Annotated in this window: 17 protein-coding genes; 6 read left to right on the plus strand and 11 right to left on the minus strand. The window is 70.4% G+C overall.

From position 1 onward, the window contains the following. Positions 1 to 2 precede the first annotated feature (2 nt). Positions 3 to 2759 carry a penicillin acylase family protein gene (locus SGA01_RS31335; protein WP_141300713.1) on the minus strand — a complete coding sequence of 919 codons (2757 nt, stop codon included), beginning with the start codon at positions 2757 to 2759 and terminating at the stop codon, positions 3 to 5. Positions 2760 to 3018: 259 nt separating this feature from the next. Here SGA01_RS31335 and SGA01_RS31340 point away from each other — a divergent pair, with 259 nt between their 5' ends. The 6 genes from SGA01_RS31340 (at position 3019) to mscL (ending at position 8845) form a co-directional block, all read left to right on the plus strand. Next, positions 3019 to 4542 (plus strand): potassium/proton antiporter, encoded by a 1524-nt coding sequence (locus SGA01_RS31340; protein ID WP_371866225.1) that lies wholly within the window; start codon positions 3019 to 3021, stop codon positions 4540 to 4542. Positions 4543 to 4813: 271 nt separating this feature from the next. Beyond that, positions 4814 to 6085, plus strand: a complete 1272-nt coding sequence (locus SGA01_RS31345) for an MFS transporter (protein WP_055642981.1) — start codon at positions 4814 to 4816, stop codon at positions 6083 to 6085. A gap of 68 nt (positions 6086 to 6153) precedes the next feature. After that, a complete protein-coding gene (locus SGA01_RS31350) occupies positions 6154 to 6501 on the plus strand; it encodes an FmdB family zinc ribbon protein (RefSeq protein WP_141300718.1) in 348 nt (115 codons plus the stop codon). An 81-nt stretch (positions 6502 to 6582) separates the two neighbouring features. Beyond that, entirely contained in the window at positions 6583 to 7428 is an 846-nt protein-coding gene (locus SGA01_RS31355) for an S-methyl-5'-thioadenosine phosphorylase (RefSeq protein ID WP_141300720.1), read from the plus strand. A gap of 445 nt (positions 7429 to 7873) precedes the next feature. Then, positions 7874 to 8194: a hypothetical protein gene (locus SGA01_RS42710; RefSeq protein WP_308699078.1), complete on the plus strand. Its 321-nt coding sequence runs from the start codon at positions 7874 to 7876 to the stop codon at positions 8192 to 8194. A 72-nt stretch (positions 8195 to 8266) separates the two neighbouring features. Beyond that, entirely contained in the window at positions 8267 to 8845 is a 579-nt protein-coding gene (gene mscL / locus SGA01_RS31365; RefSeq protein ID WP_141300722.1) for a large conductance mechanosensitive channel protein MscL, read from the plus strand. 19 nt (positions 8846 to 8864) lie between these two features. On the opposite strand, the gene SGA01_RS31370 is transcribed toward mscL, so the two are convergent. The 10 genes from SGA01_RS31370 to SGA01_RS31415 all read right to left on the minus strand — a co-directional run bounded on the left by SGA01_RS31370 (position 8865) and on the right by SGA01_RS31415 (position 19659). Then, complete coding sequence (locus SGA01_RS31370) at positions 8865 to 9086, minus strand: hypothetical protein (protein WP_141300724.1); 222 nt, start codon at positions 9084 to 9086, stop codon at positions 8865 to 8867. Between the two features lie 84 nt (positions 9087 to 9170). Continuing rightward, complete coding sequence (locus SGA01_RS31375) at positions 9171 to 9593, minus strand: YML083C domain-containing protein (protein WP_167534229.1); 423 nt, start codon at positions 9591 to 9593, stop codon at positions 9171 to 9173. Beyond that, complete coding sequence (locus SGA01_RS31380; RefSeq protein ID WP_229918196.1) at positions 9590 to 10285, minus strand: QcrA and Rieske domain-containing protein; 696 nt, start codon at positions 10283 to 10285, stop codon at positions 9590 to 9592. Before SGA01_RS31380 ends, SGA01_RS31375 begins: the two co-directional genes overlap by 4 nt. Next, a complete protein-coding gene (locus SGA01_RS31385; protein ID WP_055642974.1) occupies positions 10282 to 10881 on the minus strand; it encodes a 4Fe-4S dicluster domain-containing protein in 600 nt (199 codons plus the stop codon). The genes SGA01_RS31380 and SGA01_RS31385 overlap by 4 nt, the downstream gene beginning before the upstream one ends. A gap of 7 nt (positions 10882 to 10888) precedes the next feature. After that, positions 10889 to 13213: a molybdopterin oxidoreductase family protein gene (locus tag SGA01_RS31390; RefSeq protein ID WP_141300726.1), complete on the minus strand. Its 2325-nt coding sequence runs from the start codon at positions 13211 to 13213 to the stop codon at positions 10889 to 10891. Next, a complete protein-coding gene (locus tag SGA01_RS31395; RefSeq protein ID WP_174867570.1) occupies positions 13210 to 14361 on the minus strand; it encodes an MFS transporter in 1152 nt (383 codons plus the stop codon). The genes SGA01_RS31390 and SGA01_RS31395 overlap by 4 nt, the downstream gene beginning before the upstream one ends. 67 nt (positions 14362 to 14428) lie before the next feature. After that, entirely contained in the window at positions 14429 to 15259 is an 831-nt protein-coding gene (gene pflA / locus SGA01_RS31400; protein ID WP_141300728.1) for a pyruvate formate-lyase-activating protein, read from the minus strand. Positions 15260 to 15370: 111 nt separating this feature from the next. Next, positions 15371 to 17641, minus strand: coding sequence for a formate C-acetyltransferase (gene pflB, locus SGA01_RS31405; protein ID WP_167534230.1), 2271 nt, complete (start codon positions 17639 to 17641; stop codon positions 15371 to 15373). Positions 17642 to 17818: 177 nt separating this feature from the next. Further along, positions 17819 to 19240, minus strand: coding sequence for an MFS transporter (locus SGA01_RS31410; RefSeq protein WP_229918194.1), 1422 nt, complete (start codon positions 19238 to 19240; stop codon positions 17819 to 17821). 128 nt (positions 19241 to 19368) lie between these two features. Next, a complete protein-coding gene (locus SGA01_RS31415; RefSeq protein WP_229918192.1) occupies positions 19369 to 19659 on the minus strand; it encodes a nitrite reductase (NAD(P)H) small subunit in 291 nt (96 codons plus the stop codon). Between the last annotated feature and the right edge of the window lie 17 nt (positions 19660 to 19676).

Consider the following 19676-nt stretch of genomic DNA (forward strand, 5'->3'; position numbering starts at 1 on the left):
GATCAGGGCTTGAGGACCAGCGTGTCCTTCGCCGCCGCGTCGACCGCCGCCTTGCCGTAGGCCCAGTCGTACAGCTCGCCCTTCGCCCAGGTGTCCGTCTGGTCGGTGTAGTTCGAGTGGAAGGCGTGGCCGGAGGCTCCGGTCAGGTTGACCCACCGGGACTTGTCCCAGTCGCCGACGTTGACCACCATCCGCATCGACGGCACCCAGATGACCTCGTAGCCGCCGGCCGCGTTCCAGCCGGTCGCGTCGACCGCCGCCTCGCCGCCGCCCAGGTTCCACGGGCCGCGGTTGAGGAGCTGCTGCACGGCGCCGGGTCCGGCGGTGCCGAGGGTCTGGTTCTTCAGGGTCAGCTGGTGCAGCCGACCCCAGCTCCAGGTGGAGATGTCCTTGCCGAGCTTGGCGGTCAGCTCCCAGCGGGCGTCCTTCATGGCCCGGGCGAACAGCTGGTCACGGGTCTCGGTGGCCGCGTCGAGGCGGTTGCCCGGCGTCGTCCACCACTCGCTCTTCTCCTGCTTGAGGAGCGGGCGGACCACCTCGTACCAGCGGTCGCCGCCGTCCGGCTGCGCCGAGTCGGCGTCGCGCTCGCCGCACTCGCGGACGAGCTTGTTCTGCTCGTCGACCGGTCCGGTGGCCTCGGCCGGGAGCACGTTGATGCAGTCGCCCTCGGCGCGCAGCTCCTTGGGCAGCTTGTCGCCGAAGGCGAGCTTGAGGACGTTGCGCCAGACCGCGTTGAAGTAGGCGGCGGCGGCCGAGTCGGGCTCCTGGGTGTAGTCCCAGCCCTCCAGGAGCTTCTGCGCCTCGCGGACGTACGGGTCGGAGATGTCGACCTTCAGCAGGAGCGGGTTGAGCAGCGTCGCGATCTCGCTGCGGTTGTCCGTCTGCATGGTCCGCATGTCGTCCGGCGAGATCTTGCCGCCGTCCTTGGTCTTCGACTCGATGAGGTCGTTGATCCGCTGGCTGCGCGAGCCGTAGCCCCAGTCCTTGGTGAGCAGGTCGGGGTAGGTCTTCTGGTCGATCACGGCCTGGTTGGCGGTGACGATGTAGCCGCGGTCCGGGTTGTACTCGTACGGCAGCTTCTCGAAGGGGATGTACCCCTTCCACCTGTACGTGGAGTCCCAGCCCGGCGCCGGGAGGGCACCGTCGCCCTTGGTGCGCTGCGGGATCTTGCCCGGGGACTGGTAGCCGATGTTGCCCGCGGTGTCGGCGTAGATCAGGTTCTGGGACGGGACCTCGAAGTTCTTGGCCGCCGCCCGGAAGGTGGCGAAGTCCTTGGCGCGGTCGAGCGCGAAGATCGCGTCCATCGACTTGCCGGGCTGGAGCGCCGTCCACTGGAGGGAGACGCCGTAGCCGGTGCCGCGGTCGGGGGCGGCGTTGCCGACGGGGGCCTTCTGGCCGACCGTCTCCAGCTCGGAGGAGCGGTCGGAGACGAGCGGGCCGCGGTCGGTGGAGCGGACCGTGATCTTCCGGTCCTCGCCGCCGGCGACCTTGATGACCTCCTCGCGGCTCGTGAACGGCTTGACCTTGCCGTCGACGAGGTAGCCGTCCGGGCCGATCTTCTCCAGGTAGAGGTCGGTGACGTCGGCGCCGAGGTTGGTGAGACCCCAGGCGATCTTGTCGTTGTGGCCGATGATCACGCCGGGCATGCCGGAGAAGGTGTAGCCGGCGACGTCGTAGCGGCAGGTCGCCGAGACCGAGCGGCAGTGCAGACCCATCTGGTACCAGAGGGACGGCAGCTGCGGCGAGAGGTGCGGGTCGTTGGCCAGGAGCGGCTTGCCCGAGGTCGTCTTCTCGCCGGCGACGACCCAGGAGTTCGAGCCGATGCCGTTGCCGTTGGGGCCGAGGAGCGCCGGGATGCCGTCGAGGACCTCGGAGAGCGCGCCGAGCTGGGCGTCCGCGCCGTTGCCGCCGGAGGAACCGCCGGGGCCGGTGCCCGGGGTGTCACCGGTCGTGGTCCCGTCGCCCTCGGTGGCCTCGGCCGCCGGGTCGAACTTCCCGGTGCCCTCGTCGACGGCGCCCTTGTCGAGGATCGGCTGGTGCAGCGCGTACGGGTACTCCGGGTAGAGCTGCTTGATCTGGCTCGCGCTCATCCGGCTCGTCATCAGCGAGCGGTCGATCTCGTCCTGCATGTTGCCGCGCAGGTCCCAGGCCATCGCCTTGAGCCAGGCCACCGAGTCGACCGGGGTCCACGGCTCGATCGCGTAGTCGTTGGTGAAGGACAGGGCCGCGTACTCGACGGAGATGTCCTTCGGGGCCCGGTCCTTGAGGTAGGCGTTGACGCCCTCCGCGTAGGCCTTGAGGTACTTCTTCGTCTCGGCCGACAGCACCGTGTCGTACTCCTGCTGCGCGACCCGGCGCCAGCCGAGCGTGCGCAGGAAGGAGTCCGTCTCGATCTGGCTCTCGCCGAACATCTCGGAGAGGCGGCCCGCGGTCACGTGCCGGCGGACGTCCATCTCGTAGAAGCGGTCCTGCGCCTGGACGTAGCCCTGGGCGCGGAAGAGGTCCGTCTCGTTGTCCGCGTAGATCTGCGGGACGCCGTTCGCGTCCCGCTTGACCTCGACGTCGGCGGAGAGGCTGTCGAGCCGGATCTCGCCCGTGGTCTGCGGGAACGAGGCCCGGACGGTGCTGACACCCCAGTACCCGCCGAATCCGATGCCCGCGACCAGTGCGAGGACCAGGACGAGGAGGAACAGACGGGCACGCCGCCCTTTCTTCTTGGCGGTCTTCTTGCCCGGGGGCGCGGTCGTGTTGGAGGGCATCGCTGTCCTTCGAGGGGCAGGGTGGTCCTGGAGTACGGGTGCCACCTTAGGCGCAGCGTCCCGAGGGCCCGGACTCGGTGTCAGGAACAGAACCGTACTGATGAGCGGGTCCGCGCAAAGAAGGCGTCAAGAAAACGTTAAAGATTAGGTAAGGTAACGAAGTGTCGGCCGCTGGAGGAACGATCCAGCTGCATGCGAGGGGAAGGAACGGCCACTGACTGTCCACGAGCTCAACGAACTTCTGCTCATCTGCTCGCTGGTGTTGCTGATCGCCGTCGCGGCCGTGCGGATCTCTTCGCGGAGCGGGCTCCCCAGCCTGCTGCTCTACCTCGGGATCGGCGTCGCCATAGGGCAGGACGGGATCGGCAACGTCGCCTTCGACAACGCCGAGCTCACCCAGGTCATCGGCTACGCGGCCCTCGTCGTGATCCTCGCCGAGGGTGGCCTCGGCACGAAGTGGAAGGAGATCAAGCCGGCCCTGCCGGCCGCCGTCGTCCTCTCCACCATCGGGGTCGCCGTCAGCGTCGGCATCACGGCCACGGCCGCCCACTACCTCGTCGGCCTCGAATGGCAGCAGGCGCTGATCATCGGCGCCGTCGTCTCCTCCACCGACGCCGCCGCGGTCTTCTCCGTGCTGCGCAAGGTACCGCTGCCGTCCCGGGTCACCGGTGTCCTGGAGGCCGAGTCCGGCTTCAACGACGCCCCCGTCGTCATCCTCGTCGTCGCCTTCTCCACCGCGGGACCCGTCGACGCCTGGTACGTCCTCGTCGGCACGATCGCCCTGGAGCTCGCCATCGGCGTCGCCGTCGGTCTCACCGTCGGCTTCCTCGGCGCGTACGGCCTCCGGCACGTCGCCCTGCCCGCCTCCGGCCTCTACCCGATCGCCGTCATGGCCATCGCGGTCGTGGCGTACGCGGCCGGCGCCCTGGCCCACGGCTCCGGCTTCCTCGCCGTCTACCTGGCCGCGATGGTCCTCGGCAACGCCAAGCTGCCGCACGCTCCCGCCAACCGCGGCTTCGCCGAGGGACTCGGCTGGATCGCCCAGATCGGCATGTTCGTCCTGCTCGGCCTGCTCGTCACCCCGCACGAGCTCGTCCACGACTTCTGGCCCGCCGTCGTCATCGGCCTCGTCCTGACGATGGTCGCGCGGCCCATGGAGGTCCTGGTCAGCCTGGCGCCCTTCCGGATCCCGTGGCAGGAGCAGGCCCTCATGTCCTGGGCCGGCCTGCGCGGAGCCGTCCCCATCATCCTCGCCACCATCCCGATGGTGTCGCAGATCGAGGGCAGCGAGCGGATCTTCAACATCGTCTTCGTCCTCGTCGTCGTCTACACCCTGGTCCAGGGGCCGACGCTGCCCTGGCTGGCCAAGGCGCTGAAGCTGGCCGACTCGGCCGAGGCCGCCGACCTCGGCGTCGAGTCCGCGCCGCTGGAGCGGCTGCGCGGGCACCTGCTCTCCGTCGCCATCCCCAAGAACTCGCGGATGCACGGCGTCGAGGTCGCGGAGCTGCGGCTCCCGGCCGGAGCGGCGGTCACCCTCGTCGTCCGCGAGGACCAGAGCTTCGTACCGGGCCCGGCGACCGTCCTGCGCCGCGGCGACGAGCTGCTCGTCGTCGCGACCGACCCCGTCCGGGACGCCACGGAGCGGCGCCTGCGGGCCGTCGGACAGGGCGGCAAGCTCGCCGGCTGGCTCGGTACGGGCGGCGGCAAGGAGCTGTCCCCGACCACGGAGGGGACGGCGATGCGGTTCCACCTGCCGGGCGGACCGAAGAAAACATCCCGTTGACGGCCGATGGTCACCGGTAATCGCAGGCATTAATTCAGGTGCGGGAGCGTTTTCCCAGGCAGGAAGACGCTCTTCCCTGTACCATGAAGGCACACCTGATCGAACCAACTCTGCCTGACGCAGAGCTGGCGCGACCGTATGGCGGCCGTGGCGCCCCTCCGCAGTGGGGCCGGCCCGGTATCTACCGCAGTAACGCGCATGAGGACAGCTCTCGGCGACACCCGCACCACAGTGCCGGGGCGCGCTACCAGGCGGCAGAAAGGCCAGGACCGTGGCGTCCACGGTCATCTCGGACAAGCGGCCCGGCTACGGGCAGCTGCTGCGCACTCCCGGTGCGCTGTCCTTCCTGCTCCCCGGCTTCGCCGCACGGCAGCCCTTCGCGATGCTGACCATCGGCATCGTCCTGCTCGTCCAGCACACCACCGGCTCCTTCGGCAGCGCGGGCGCCGTGGCCGCCGTCACCGGTGTCTCCATGGCGCTCTTCGCACCGCAGAGCGGCAAGCTCGCCGACCGCTTCGGCCAGCGCGCCGTCCTGCTCCCCGGCGTCCTCGTCCACACCGCGTCCGTCTCCCTGCTGGTGGTGCTCGCCCTGAGCGGCGCCCCGCTGTGGGCGCTGTTCCTGGCCGCCGTGCCCGCCGGCGCGTCCGTGCCCCAGGTCGGACCGATGGTCCGGGCCCGGTGGGCGGCGAAGCTCGACGGCACCCCGCTGATGCCGACGGCCGCGGCCTTCGAGTCCGTGACCGACGAGTTCACCTTCGTCGTCGGCCCCGTCCTCGCGACCGCCCTGTGCACCGGCATCCACCCGGCCGCGGGCCTGATCGCCGAGGCCGCCCTCACCCTCGTCGGCGGCCTGTTCTTCGCCGCGCAGCGCGCCACCCAGCCCGCGTTCGGGATCTCCGCCGCGGCCGCCGCGGGCCCCCACCGCTCGGCCCTCTCCATCCCCGGCGTCCGCGTCCTGATCGTCGCCTTCCTCGGCATCGGCTCCGTCTTCGGCGGCATGCAGGTCTCCCTGACCGCCTTCACCGAGGAGATCGGCAACCCCGGCGCCAACGGCCTGCTGTACGGGATCTTCGCCGCCGGCAACATGCTCGCGGGCATCGCGATGGGCGCCGTCGCCTGGAAGACCGGCCCCCGCCGCCGGCTGATCCTCGGCTACGCCGGCCTCACGGTCGCGGCCTCCCTGCTGTGGACCGCGCACTCGGTGCTCCTCCTCGGCGCCCTGGGCCTGGTCGTGGGTCTGTGCATCGCCCCCGCCCTGATCACCGGGTACACCATCGTCGAGACCCTGATCCCGGCGTCGGCCCGTACCGAGGCCTTCACCTGGCTCACCGGCGCCGTCGCGCTCGGCCAGGCCGCGGCCGTCACGATCGCCGGCCGCCTCGCCGACTCGCAGGGATCCAGCGCCGGCTTCCTGGTGCCGATGGCGGGCACCGTGCTGGCCCTGGCCACGCTCCTCGCCCTCCGGTCGCGGCTGAAGCCGCGCGAGACCAGCCGGGTCGCGGCACGTGGTATCGGTCACCGCGTGCCGGTGGCGGTGGACTGATCCCACGGAATACGTCAGTATGGATCGTCGTTAGCACTCGATGAGTGTGAGTGCCAGGAGGAAGTCAAGTGCCGACCTACCAGTACCAGTGCACCGAGTGCGGCGAAGGCCTCGAGGCGGTGCAGAAGTTCACCGATGACGCGCTGACCGAATGCCCCAGCTGCCAGGGACGCCTGAAGAAGGTGTTCTCGGCCGTCGGCATCGTCTTCAAGGGCTCCGGCTTCTACCGGAACGACAGCCGCGGCTCGTCGTCCAGCAGCTCGCCGGCCGCGTCGAAGTCCTCGACCCCGTCGTCTTCGTCCTCGTCGTCCTCGACGTCGGACGCGAAGCCGGCCGCGTCGAGCTCGACCGCCACCGCGTCGTCCTCGTCTTCGTCTTCGTCGTCGAGCGCCGGGAGCTCGACCTCGGCAGCCTGATCCGGTTCCTCACCGAGGGCCCCGTCGCCGTACGCGACGGGGCCCTCGGCGTTTCCCCGCACCGCCCGTAGGGTGATCGCCATGGCGACCCATGATGCGTACGCGGACATCGGCGTGATCGGCGGCTCCGGCTTCTACTCCTTCCTGGAGGACGTCACAGAGGTGTCCGTGGACACCCCGTACGGCAGCCCCAGCGACTCCCTCTTCCTCGGCGAGATCGCCGGCCGGCGAGTCGCCTTCCTCCCCCGCCACGGCCGCGGCCACACCGTCCCGCCGCACCGGATCAACTACCGCGCCAACCTCTGGGCGCTGCGCTCCGTGGGCGTACGACAGGTCCTCGGACCCTGCGCCGTCGGCGGGCTCCGGGAGGAGTACGGGCCGGGCACCCTCGTCGTACCGGACCAGCTCGTCGACCGGACGAAGACCCGGGCGCAGACCTACTTCGACGGGGAGCCGCGGGCCGACGGAGCCGTGCCGAACGTCGTCCACGTGACCTTCGCCGACCCGTACTGCCCCGACGGGCGGCGGGTCGCGGTCAAGGCCGCCCGGGGGCGGGGCTGGGAGCCGGTCGACGGCGGCACGATGGTCGTGGTCGAGGGACCCCGCTTCTCCACCCGGGCCGAGTCGCGGTGGCACGCCGCCGCCGGCTGGTCGGTCGTCGGCATGACGGGGCACCCCGAGGCGGTCCTCGCCCGCGAGCTGGGCCTCTGCTACACCTCTCTCGCGCTGGTCACGGACCTGGACGCGGGCGCCGAGACCGGCGAGGGCGTCTCCCACGGCGAGGTGATGCGGGTGTTCGGCGAGAACGTGGGGCGGCTGCGGGACGTGCTGTTCGACGCGGTGGGCACGCTCCCGGCGACGGTCGACCGGGACTGCCTGTGCACGCACGCGCACGACGGCTGGAAGCTGGGGATCGAGCTGCCGTAGGGGCCCTGCGGACCACCCCTCAAATCGCCCTTGCGGGTGAGGGAGTTGTCCACAGGCGGCGGGTGATCCACAGGCCGGAGCGGGGAGTCGGCGGGGTCGGGAGAGTGGGGCGTGGCCCTTCTCCCGACCAGGACAGGCGGTACCCGCGATGACGACCAGGACGTCCCTTCCTTCCTTCCCTTCTCCCCCTTCTCGCCCTTCCCTCCCTTCCCCTCCCCCGCCCTTCTCGGCCTCCTCCGTTCCGGGGCCGTGCGTCGTGCCGGCCTTCGAGCCGGTACGGGGTCGGGGCGCACGACGCGGGCCCTTCAGGGCACTGCGGCGGGGGCGGCGCGCGCCGGTCGTGCTGCTCGCGCTGACGGTGGCGGCGCTGACGGCGGCGGGATCGGGAGCGGGAGCCGGCTGGGGTTCGGCATCAGGGTCGGGTGGCTCAGCGTCCGGGGCCGCCGTGACGCCTCGGGCGCGGCCGCCCGGCCCCGTCGCCGCGGTCCGGCTGGTGTCCGCGCCGGTGCGGATCGCCGACGCCGAGACCGTGCGGCTGCTGCGCGCCGGCGACCGGGTCGACGTGATCGCCGCGCCCAACTCCCCGATGGGCGGCGGTGGTGAGGCCCGTGTGGTGGCGACGGGCGCCCGAGTGGCCGAAGTTCCGCGCTCGGGCGAGACTCGTTCGGACGGAGGGGCACTCGTCGTCCTGTCCGTACCTCGGTCGACGGCGGCGGCGCTGGCAGGTGCCGGCGTCACCTCTCAACTGGCGGTGACGCTGTGCTGATTCGCACTGACTCCCTGTCAAGTCACCGGTCCGTGTGTACGGATTGGACGCCTCTGCACCGTTCACGGCGTAATGGCTCCGCACACAGCACACATGACGAGAACGAAAGGCACCTTGGTGGCCGAGAATAAGGAAAGCTTGCTCGGAGGCTTCAAGGCCTTCCTGATGCGTGGCAACGTGATCGACCTGGCGGTCGCGGTCGTGATCGGCGCCGCGTTCACCAACATCGTGAACTCGGTCGTCAAGGGCATCATCAACCCGGTCGTCGGTGCCTTCGGCACGAAGGACCTGGAGAGCTACTCGTCCTGCATCAAGGGCAGCTGCGTGGTGGTCAACGGCGAGGTGCAGGGCGTCCAGCTCCAGTGGGGCCTGGTCTTCAGCGCGATGCTGAGCTTCCTGATCACCGCGGGCGTCGTCTACTTCCTGATGGTCCTGCCGATGGCCAAGATCCTCGCCAAGCGCGCGGCGCACGACAAGGCGAGGGAAGGCGTCGCGGAGACCATGGAGATCAGCGAGCTGGAGGTGCTCAAGGAGATCCGCGACCACCTCGTCGCCCAGCGCGGCCCGTCCGTGGGTGCGGGCACGGGCGCCACACCGAGCTCCAACGGGTCGGGCTCAAGTACGGCCTCGGGGACGCACCCCACCTCCTGACCGGCGGCGCGCGCCGGGATCAGAGGTGGTGCGGCGGCTTCTCGTCGAGGAAGCGCGCAAGGTCGGCGGCGCTGTCGCCGCCTGCTGGAGGCCGCTCGCCCCACCCGCGGTCCGTGTCGTCCGCGGACTGCTGGTCCAGCGGATCGTCGAAGACGAGTACCGGCTTCGGTGCGTTCTCGGGGCTGGGCAGAGAGCCGGGTCGCTTCGCGTCTCGCGGTCCGTGGGCGGGGGCGGTACTCATACCTTCAGGGTACGCCGCTCCCGCCGCCCCGTACCCCGCCTCGTACCGCTCTGATCAGCGGATCTCGGCTCGGCGGATCCCGGCTCAGCGGTCCTTCGGGTCGATGAGCCAGATACCGAGCACGACCAGGAACGACAGGACGAGGAAGCCGGCGCCCCACCACGCGGTGCCGGTGTCGCCCGTCATCCACTCGTCCACCACGATCGTCAGCCCCCAGAGCTGGCCGATGACGACCGTGAGTGCCAGCGTGAGACGGGCGGACAGCTTCGAGGAGCGCTCCGGCTCCTGCTCCGTACCGGCCCCGGGTCCCGGACCGGTGTGCCGGATCCGGGGGTCGCCGTAACCGCTGGTGGGCCGGATCTGCGGGTAGCGCTCGTGCACCGGCCGGTTCAGGCGCGGCTGGGCGCTGCCGGGGGTGTACGCGGGAGGCCTGGGCGGCTCCGGCGCCCCCGCCGCCTCAGGCACCTCAGGGGCCCCGGGGTCCCTCGGGAACGGGGTCTCGCTCATGTCCGCTCACTCCTCTCGGCCGCCTTCGGGCCCGGGCCCGAAGGGGCCGTCTTCCGCGCCGGACCGGCCGGACCGGCCGGTCCTCCCGCGCCGAAGCCGGGGCAGCCGGGACGGTCGTCGCCGTTCTGGCGGCAGAAGCCCTCGACGAGGCTCTCGCCCGAGCGGGCCGTGCCGATCGCCCAGACACTGCCGTCGACCTGCTCGACGAGGATCACCTTCGGCAGGCCCCTCGGCGGCGGACCTGCGGTGACCTCTCCCGTACGGGCGTCGAAGATCCCCTCGTGGCAGGGGCAGTACAGCTCTCCCTCGCTCCCCCGCTCCTTGCGCCACAGCACGGCGCAGGCGAGGTGGGTACAGACGGCGGAGTAGCCGGCGAGGGTGCCGTCGTCCATGCGGACGGCGATGGCCCGGTCCTCGTCGCCCGGGTAGCGGAAGGCGAGCGACTCCCCCGGCTCGATCCGGTCGGCGACCTTCTTCGGCTCGGGGGCCCCGTCGCTGTCGCCGTGGCGGTGCAGGATGCCGGAGGCGACGGCGACGCCGCCGACGGCCAGGCCGCCGGAGACGGTGGCGACGATCCGCAGATAGTCGCGGCGGGTGGTGAGGGAGTCGGCGGCGATCCGGTCGCGGAGCGCCTCCTGAGCCGCGTCGGCGCGGGGGTCCGGCGCGGGCGGCTGGGGGTCGGTGACGCTCATCGGACGTCCCTTCCGTTGATCTCGACGACGGGAAGCCCACCCGGGACCGGCCACTGGACCTTGTCGGCGGGGACGACCATGGCGACGCCGGTGGTCACGGTGGTCGTGCCGAAGGTGAAGGAGTCGGCGACCTGGACACCGGGGCGTTCCGCCTGGAGCTCTTCGAGGGTTCCGTAGAAGAGGGCGCCGGTGGGGCAGACGGTGGCGCACATGGGGGCGAGGCCGTAGGCGGTGCGGTCGTAGCAGAGGTTGCACTTCATCTGGAGCTTCGCCTGGAGGTCGATCTTGGGGACGCCGAAGGGGCAGGCGTTGACGCAGTTGGCGCAGCCGATGCAGCGGGTGGTGTCGGCCTGCTGCACGACGCCGTCGGCGGTGACGAGGATCGCGTCGGCGGGGCAGACCTCGGCGCAGGGGGCGACGGGGTCCTCGCAGTGCATGCAGACGGTGGGGAGGGAGGCGACGGAGTGGCCCTCGTCGGGGTAGTCGAGGTGGATCATCGACTTGCCGCGGTGGGAGTCGCATTCGCGGCAGGCGGAGACGCAGGCCTGGCAGCCGATGCAGCGGCCCGGGTCGATGAAGATCGTGCGGCCCATCATGTGCGGGTCAGCTCCTCTCCGCGGTGCCGCGGCCCTGGGGGGAAGTCGGGGGCAGCGGGTCGAGGCGGGAGACCTGGGTCTCCGGGTAGGCCTGCTGTCCGGGGGCGGTGGGCGGTGCGGGGACCTCGTCGACGCGTTCGGCGGCCTCGATGCGGGCGGCGCAGACCTTGTACTCCGGGATCTTGGAGCGTGGGTCGAGGGCGTCGATGGTGAGGGCGTTGGCCGCGGTGGGGACGGGCCAGTGATAGGGGACGAAGACAGTGTCGGGGCGGATGGCCTCGGTGACGAGGGCGGGGAAGACCTCGCTGCCGCGGCGGGTGACGACCCGGACGGGGTCGCCGTTGCGGAAGCCGTGGGAGGGGTGGACCTCGACCCAGGGGCGGGGTGTCTGTTCGACGAGGGCGCCGAGCCGACGGGTCTGGTTGCCGGAGAGGAAGTGGGCGACGGTCCGGCCGGTGGTGAGCGAGAGGGGGTACTCCTCGCTGTACGGGTCCATGGGCGGGTGCCACTCGACGACCTGCATGTGGATCGTGCCGTCGGGGTGGTAGGTGCGGCCGTCCTCGAAGAGGCGGGGGGTGCCGGGGTGCTCGGTGCTCGGGCAGGGCCAGGCGATGCCGCCGGTCTCCTCCAGGCGTTCGTAGGTGATGCCGTAGTAGTCGTTGACCGTGCCGGCGGAGGCGATGCGGAGCTCCTCGAAGACGGAGCGGGAGTCCGGGAAGTCGAACTTGTCGCCCGCGCCGAGCCGCTTGGCGAGTTCGCACATGACCCAGGTGTCGGTGCGGACACCGGCGGGGGGCTCCTGGGCCTTGTTGTGCTTGACGACCCGGGCCTCGGCGTTGGCCATGACGCCTTCGTCCTCGGCCCAGACGGTGACGGGGAAGACGACGTGGGCGTTGGCCGCGGTCTCGGAGAGGAAGAAGTCGAACTGGGCGTGGAACTCGAGGGTGTCGTAGCCGTCCTTGACGGTGGCGTAGTTCGGCAGGGAGACGAAGGGGTTGTTGCAGATGCCGACGAGGCCGCGGATCTCCTGGCGTTGCATCTGCCAGACCATCTCCATCATGGAGGTGCCGGCGAGCGGGAGTTCGGCCTCGTCGATGCCCCAGATCTCGCAGATCTGGCGGCGGTGCTCGGGGTTGGTGATGGAGCGGCCGCCGGGCAGCAGGTCGGACTTCTGGCCGTGTTCGCGGCCGCCCTGGCCGTTGCCCTGGCCGGTGATGGTGCCGTAGCCGGCGCCGGGCTTGCCGATGTTCCCGGTGGCGACGCAGAGGTTGATGATCGAGAGGCAGTTCTCGACGCCCTGGGAGTGGTGCTCGACACCGCGGGCGTGCCAGGCCATGGCCTTCCCGGCGCCGGCGAACATGCGGGCGACCTGGACGATCTGCTCCTCGGGCACGCCGCAGATCGTGGCGGCGCGGGAGGGCGGATAGTCGGCGACGGTCTTCTTGACCTCGGCCCAGCCGCTGGTGTGGGCGGCGAGGTAGGCCTCGTCGGTGAGGCCCTCGGCGACGACGACGTGGAGGACGGCGTTGAAGAAGGCGGAGTCCGTGCCGGGCTTGATCGCGACGTGGACGTCGGCGGTGCGGGCGATGGCCGTCTCGCGGGGGTCGACGACGATCAGACTGGCCCCCCGGTCGCGGGCTCCCCACAGGTACTGGGTCATGACCGGGAAGCACTCGCCGACGTTGGAGCCGGCGATGAGGAGGCAGTCGGTGAGGAGGATGTCGGAGAAGGGGTTGCCGGCGCGGTCGATGCCGAAGGCGAGCTTGTTGGCTCCGGCGGCGGAGACCATGCAGAGGCGGCCGTTGTAGTCCACGTGCTTGGACTTGAGGGCGACGCGGGCGAACTTGCCGACGAGGTAGGTCTTCTCGGAGAAGAGACTGGCGCCGCCGAGGAGCCCGAAGGCGTCGTTGCCGTACTCGCCCTGGATGCGGCGGATCTCGGCGACGGTGTGGTCGAGGGCCTCGTCCCAGCTGACCTCGCGGAACTCCTCGTCGCGGTTCCGCCGCATGAGGGGCGCGGTGAGCCGGTCGGGGTGGTTGACCTGCTGGTAGGCGTTGATGCCCTTGGGGCAGAGCCGCATCCGGTTGATGTCGTGGTTGCGGGGCTCGACGCCGAAGACCTTGCCGCCGCGGTCGACGCGGAGGTACATGCCGCACTGGACGCCGCAGAAGCAGCAGTGGGTGGGGACGAGGGTCTCGCCGTTCTGGTCGGCGTGCCAGCGGTCGGCCGGGATGCCGCCGGCGTCACGGAAGGCACGGGTGCCGGGCGGGGCGAGGGAGGGGTCGAGCGGCAGCGGCTGCCCTGAGGTGGTCGCGGGGTCGGTCGCGGTCACTTGAAGCCCTTCTTCACGTGGTCGAGGTAGGCGGTGCCGCGGAGGACGCGCTTGCAGCGGGGGCAGTACTCGGCCCACTCGTCGAAGCCCAGGTCGAGGTCGCGCATGGTGCCCTGGAGGTTCTCGACGTAGGGGGCGGTGTCGATGGGCTCGTGGCAGCGTCGGCAGGCGAGGACGGACTCGTCCTCGCGGCGGGAGGTGTACTTGAAGAGCTGCATGCCGACGGCCGCGGGCCGCTGGACGATGTGGAAGAACTTCCCGAAGGGGATGTAGATGAGGGTGAAGACCACGGACACCATGTGGAGGACGGCGAGGAACTCGTAGCCGCCGCCGTGCAGGAAGATCGACGAGAAGGTCAGCAGGAGCCCCGTCACCGAGATGACGACCAGGCAGATGAGGGGCATCAGGTCGTAGGCGAAGCGCTGGCCGGTGATGGCGCCGCGGTCCTTCATACGGCGCCAGAGGAAGTAGGAGGCGCCGGCGATGACGAGGACGGCCGCGATGTCGAGGCCGTGGAACATGAGCCAGCCGAGGACGCTGAGCGCGTCGAAGCCGATGACCTTGAAGCCCCAGATCCGCATCTCGTAGCCGGGACCCGAGCCGGTGGACGAGGTGAAGGTGAACCAGCCCCAGGTGAGGGGGAAGGTGATCGCGGCGGCCAGCAGACAGCCCCAGAAGACGAGCTGGTGGGCGGCCCAGCGGGCGTGGGAGCGGGCGCCGAGGAACTTCTGGAAGCCGAGGTAGGTGGCGATCATCTTCGGCAGCGCGGTGGGCGCATTGCGGAAGTTCGCTGCGGAGAAGAAGGAGCCCCAGCCCTTGCGGAAGAGCCGGCGGGCGCCGGGGGCGGAGACCCAGACGGTGTACCGGTAGGCGACGCCGAAGGCGAGGAAGACCGTGGCGACGGCGTACGGCAGGAGGGCCGAGTCGAAGTCGCGGAGCAGCCGGCTGCCGAACACGATCGCGAGGATCAGGAGCACGGACACGACGGTGCCCGCGACGGACGCGCGGCGGCGCACCGTGGCGGGGGTCTGCGGCGGAGCCCCGGCGGCCGGTGGCTCTCCCCGGGTGAGGCCGCCCGTGGCAAGGGCAGCGGCGGCCGGATCGTCCGGCCCGGGTGTCGGCTCGACTGTCTGTGGTGGCTCGGTCACGCCGCCACGGTAAGGCCATACGGGCCCTTTTTCCTGTTTTGCGCGGGTACGGGGTGAAGGGCGTCGCTCAGACGGCGTGCAGGCCGTGGGAGAGGAAGACCTCGCGGGCCACGGCGACCTGATCGGGCGTCGGGGACGGGGTCTCGTGCAGGGTGAACGGCTTGGCGAGTGCTTGCCACTTCGCTTCGCCGAGCTTGTGGAAGGGGAGGATGTCCACGCGGGAGACATTGCCGAGACCGGCGGCGAAGGCGGCGACTCCCTCGACGTTGGCGGGGTCGTCGGTGAGCCCCGGGACGAGCACGAAGCGGACGTGGACCTCCTGGCCGAGGTCGGCCAGGCGCCGGGCGAAGTCCAGGGTCGGCCGCAGCGGCCGACCGGTGACCTTCTTGTACGTGTCCGGGTCCCAGGACTTGATGTCGAGCAGGACCAGGTCGGTGTCGCGGAGCAGGGCGTCGGTGGCGCGGACGCCGAGGAAGCCCGAGGTGTCGAGGGCCGTGTGCAGGCCGAGCTCGTGCTTCATCCGGTGCAGCAGCTCGCCGGTGAAGACGGGCTGGAGGAGCGGTTCCCCGCCGGAGACGGTGGCGCCGCCGCCGGAGGCCGAGATGAAGCGGACGTACTTGGCCGCCTCGGCGATCACGTCGTCGGCGGAGGTGCGCCTGCCGCTGCGCATCCTCCAGGTGTCGGGGTTGTGGCAGTAGAGACAGGTGAGGGGGCAGCCGGAGAGGAAGGTGACGAAGCGGGTGCCGGGGCCGTCGACCCCGGTGGACAGGTCCCAGGAGTGGACCGAGCCCGCGGAGGGCCGCTGGGTCGCCGCGGCGGCCGGAGTGACCGGGCCGACGGAGGTGACCGGGCCGGCGGGGGTGACCGGGCCGGCGGGCCCGAGGGCGAGGCTGGTCATGGCAGGGCCTCCTGGAAGGAGTGGTGCGGGGTGTCGGGGTCGGCGCGCGGCGCCGGGGCCCGGTGAGGGTCGCGAAGGACCGGGCCCCGGGGCCGCGCGGTCAGGAGCGGCTCAGAGCGAGCTGTGGAAGGTGCGGTTCAGGACGTCGAGCTGCTGCTCGCGGGTGAGCCGGACGAAGTTGACCGCGTATCCGGAGACCCGGATGGTCAGCTGCGGGTGGTTCTCCGGGTGCTCCATGGCGTCCGTCAGCACGTCCCGGTTGAGGACGTTGACGTTCATGTGGAAGCCGTCGCTCGCCATGTAGCCGTCGAGGACTCCCGCGAGGTTCCTGATCCGCTCCTCGGGGGTGCGGCCCAGGCCGTCGGGGGTGACGGTGTTGGTGAGCGAGATGCCGTCCTCGGCGTCCTCGTACGGGAGCTTGGCGACCGACAGGGCCGAGGCCACGTAGCCGTGGGTGTCGCGGCCGTTCATCGGGTTGGCGCCCGGCGAGAAGGGCTCGCCGGCACGGCGCCCGTCGGGGGTGTTGCCGGTCTTCTTGCCGTAGACGACGTTGGAGGTGATGGTCAGGACGGACTGGGTGTGTTCGGCGTTCCGGTACGTGGGGTGCTTGCGGACCTTCCGCATGAACTCCTCGACCAGCCATACCGCGATCTCGTCGACGCGCTCGTCGTTGTTGCCGTACGCCGGGTACTCGCCGTCGATCACGTAGTCGGTCGCGAGACCGGTCTCGTCCCGGACCGGGGTGACCTTGGCGTACTTGACCGCGGCGAGGGAGTCGGCGGCCACCGAGAGGCCGGCGATGCCGCAGGCCATGGTGCGGCGCACGTCGCGGTCGTGGAGCGCCATCTCGACACGCTCGTAGGCGTACCGGTCGTGCATGTAGTGGATGACGTTCAGGGCGTGGACGTAGACGCTCGCGAGCCACTCCATCTGCTCGTCGAAGGTGGCCAAGACCTCGTCGTAGTCGAGGACGTCCGAGATGAGGGCGCCGGTGGACGGGCCGACCTGGGCTCCGGACTTCTCGTCGCGGCCGCCGTTGATCGCGTAGAGGAGGGTCTTGGCGAGGTTCACGCGGGCGCCGAAGAACTGCATCTGCTTGCCGACGGGCATCGCGGAGACGCAGCAGGCGATGGCGGTGTCGTCGCCGAAGCGCGGGCGCATCAGCTCGTCCGACTCGTACTGGACGGAGGAGGTGTCGATGGAGACCTTCGCGCAGAACTCCTTGAAGCCCTGGGGGAGCTGCGGCGACCAGAAGACCGTCATGTTCGGCTCGGGGGCCGGGCCGAGGTTGTAGAGCGTCTGGAGGTAGCGGAAGGAGGTCCTGGTGACGAGCGGGCGGCCGTCCTCTCCCATGCCGGCGATGGACTCGGTGACCCAGGTGGGGTCGCCGGAGAACAGCTCGTCGTACTCCGGGGTGCGCAGGAAGCGGACGATGCGGAGCTTGATGATGAAGTCGTCGACGAGCTCCTGGGCCGTCTCCTCGGTGAGGAGACCGGCCTCGATGTCGCGCTGGAGGTAGACGTCGAGGAAGGTGGACGTCCGGCCGAGGGACATCGCGGCGCCGTTCTGCTCCTTCACGGCGGCGAGGTAGGCGAAGTACAGCCACTGGATCGCCTCGCGGCCCGTGGTGGCGGGGCCGGAGATGTCGTGGCCGTAGGAGGCGGCCATCGCCTTCAGTTCGCCGAGGGCGCGGATCTGCTCGGACAGCTCCTCGCGGAGCCGGATGGTCTCCTCCAGGGAGCGGTTCCCGGCGGGGAGGGCGTCGAGCTCCTCCTTCTCCTCCTTCTTCACCTCGACGAGGCGGTCGACGCCGTAGAGGGCGACGCGACGGTAGTCGCCGATGATGCGGCCGCGGCCGTAGGCGTCGGGGAGTCCGGTGACGATGCCGGCCTTGCGGGCGGCGCGGATCTCGGGGGTGTAGGCGTCGAAGACACCGGCGTTGTGGGTCTTGCGGTACTCGGTGAAGACCTTCTCGAGGTCCGAGGAGACCGGGTATCCGTAGGTCTCCAGGGCGCCGGCGACCATGCGCCAGCCGCCGTACGGCATGATCGCGCGCTTGAGCGGGGCGTCGGTCTGGAGGCCGACGATCAGATCCTTGTCGCGGTCGATGTAACCGGGGGCGTGGGCGGTGATGGTGGAGGGGATGTCGTACGAGACGTCGTACACGCCCTTGGCGCGCTCCTCCGGGAACCTGTCCGTGATGGCCTTCCACACGGCGGTGGTCCGCTCGGTGGGGCCGGCGAGGAAGGAGGCGTCGCCCTCGTACGGGGTGTAGTTCTGCTGGATGAAGTCGCGGACGTCGACGGCGTCGCGCCAGAGTCCACCCTTGAAGCCCTTCCAGGCCCGCTCGGTCGCCGTTGCTTCAGCAGGGGTCGAAGTCACTGCCCGCACCGCCTTCTTCGATTCATTCGATCGCGTCGTTGCCTACCTCCATTTCACTCCTTTTGATCGATCATTCCGGTCGGCATTGGTCACCGGTCGACGGGCTTTGGTCCTGCCCCCGGAATGCCGGAAGGCCCCGCCGTGGCGGGACCTTCCGGGAGGGGGTGGGATGCGGGATCAGCTGGGTGCCTCGGCGCTCTTGCGGGCGTAGAACCACCAGGTCACGACCGTGCAGCTGACATAGAAGGCGACGAATCCCCACATCGCGCTGGTCACGGCCACCGAGGCGAAGAGGGCCGGGATGAAGAAGAAGCCGTAGGCGGCGACGGCCGAGGTGAATCCGGTGACGGCACCCGATTCCATTTCCGCCTGCTTCAGCGCCTTCGTGTATTCCGGGGTGCCTTCGTCGAGGCCCTTGAGGTGGGTGCTGCGGAAGATGACCGGGATCTGCCGGAAGGTCGAGCCGTTGCCGATTCCGGAGAAGAAGAACGCGGCGAGGAAGCAGAAGAAGAAGCCGTAGAAGGAGCCGCCGTCACTGCCCGAGGGCAGGAAGTCGATCACTCCGACGAGGGAGACGGCCATGCCCACGAAGGACAGGATCGTGACGCGTGCGCCGCCCCACTTGTCGGCGATCCAGCCGCCGCCCCAGCGGGCGAGGGCGCCGACGGCCGGGCCCATCCAGGCGTAGGTGGCGACGGAGTAGTCCGGGAAGGTGGTCTTGATCAGCATCGGCAGGGCGGCGGCGAAGCCGATGAAGGAGCCGAAGGTGCCGACGTACAGCCAGGTCATCAGCCAGTTGTGCTTGCGCTTGAAGATGATCTTCTGCTGGCTGAACGGGGTCGAGGCCACCTTGAGGTCGTTCTGCCCGAACCAGGCGACGGCCGCGAGGACCAGCAGCACCGGGACCCAGAGGAAGGCGGCGTTCTGCAGGTAGACGGGGGTGCCGTCGGCCTTGTGCTGGGCCGAGCCGATCGCGATGGTCGACCAGGTGATGACGATCGGGGTCAGGAGCTGGACGACGGAGACACCCAGGTTGCCGAGACCGCCGTTGATGCCGGTCGCGCTGCCCTTCTTCGCCTTGGGGAAGAAGAAGCCGATGTTGGCGAGGGAGGAGGCGAAGTTCGCGCCGCCGATGCCGCAGAGGGCGGCGATGGCGACCATCACGCCGTACGGGGTCGTCGGGTCCTGGATGGCGATGCCGAGCCAGATCAGCGGCACGATCAGGACGACCGTCGACAGCGCGGTGAAGCGGCGCTGGCCGACCATCGGGCCGAGGAAGGTGTAGAGGATCCGGGCCGTGCCGCCGGTCAGACCGGGGATGGCCGTCAGCCAGAACAGCTGCGAGGTGGAGAAACCGAAGCCGACGTCCTTGAGGTTGGTCGCGGTGACCGACCAGACCTGCCAGACGACGAAGGCCACGAGCAGCGCGGGGACCGCGATCCAGAGGTTGCGGGTGGCGACCTTCTTGCCGATGGACTTCCAGAAGAGCTCGTTCTCCGGCTCCCAGTCGGTGATCGGCTTCCCGGGGCGGTACTGCTCCGTGTCGTACGAGGCGAGTGACCGGCCGGCCGTTCTGCTGTCCTGGGCTACGGAACTCATGGCGCTTCCCTGACGTTTCGGGGCTTTCCTTGCTCTTCCAGGCTGCGCCCGCGCACAAGGAGTGCGTGAGTGCCGATGGTCGCCGGACGGACGGGCCTAGGTCGCCTCGTCCGGCGGCATAGGTCCCGTCAGCGGAGGGCCGGAGGAACCGGGAGCACCGGGAGGGACACCTCCGGGTCGTCGAGACACGCCCCGGTCCGCAGGTCGAACTCCTGCTTGTGCATCGGGGACGCCACCACCGGCACCCCGTCGCGGCTGCCCATGATCCCGTCCGCGATGACGTCGGCGCCCGAGAACGGGTCGCGGTTCCCCACCGCGTACACCTCGCCGTCCCCGTCCCGGAAGAGCGCCGCCTCCGTTGATCTTGTGCGGGGCGCGCCGGCCGGCCGCGGCGCGCGGGCCGCCTGACGGAGCGCCACACCCGTACGGCGGTGAC

The sequence above is a fragment of the Streptomyces gardneri genome, assembly GCF_006539185.1.
Taxonomy (GTDB): domain Bacteria; phylum Actinomycetota; class Actinomycetes; order Streptomycetales; family Streptomycetaceae; genus Streptomyces; species Streptomyces gardneri.

Excerpts from the sequence above, each read along its gene's own strand:
- mscL (WP_141300722.1), top strand. The coding sequence starts at position 8,267 with ATGGCTCCGCACACAGCACACATGACGAGAACGAAAGGCACCTTGGTG.
- SGA01_RS31380 (WP_229918196.1), bottom strand. The coding sequence starts at position 10,285 with ATGAGCGTCACCGACCCCCAGCCGCCCGCGCCGGACCCCCGCGCCGAC.
- SGA01_RS31410 (WP_229918194.1), bottom strand. The coding sequence starts at position 19,240 with ATGAGTTCCGTAGCCCAGGACAGCAGAACGGCCGGCCGGTCACTCGCC.
- SGA01_RS31355 (WP_141300720.1), top strand. The coding sequence starts at position 6,583 with ATGGCGACCCATGATGCGTACGCGGACATCGGCGTGATCGGCGGCTCC.
- SGA01_RS31335 (WP_141300713.1), bottom strand. The coding sequence starts at position 2,759 with ATGCCCTCCAACACGACCGCGCCCCCGGGCAAGAAGACCGCCAAGAAG.
- SGA01_RS31385 (WP_055642974.1), bottom strand. The coding sequence starts at position 10,881 with ATGATGGGCCGCACGATCTTCATCGACCCGGGCCGCTGCATCGGCTGC.
- SGA01_RS31370 (WP_141300724.1), bottom strand. The coding sequence starts at position 9,086 with ATGAGTACCGCCCCCGCCCACGGACCGCGAGACGCGAAGCGACCCGGC.
- SGA01_RS31375 (WP_167534229.1), bottom strand. The coding sequence starts at position 9,593 with ATGAGCGAGACCCCGTTCCCGAGGGACCCCGGGGCCCCTGAGGTGCCT.
- pflA (WP_141300728.1), bottom strand. The coding sequence starts at position 15,259 with ATGACCAGCCTCGCCCTCGGGCCCGCCGGCCCGGTCACCCCCGCCGGC.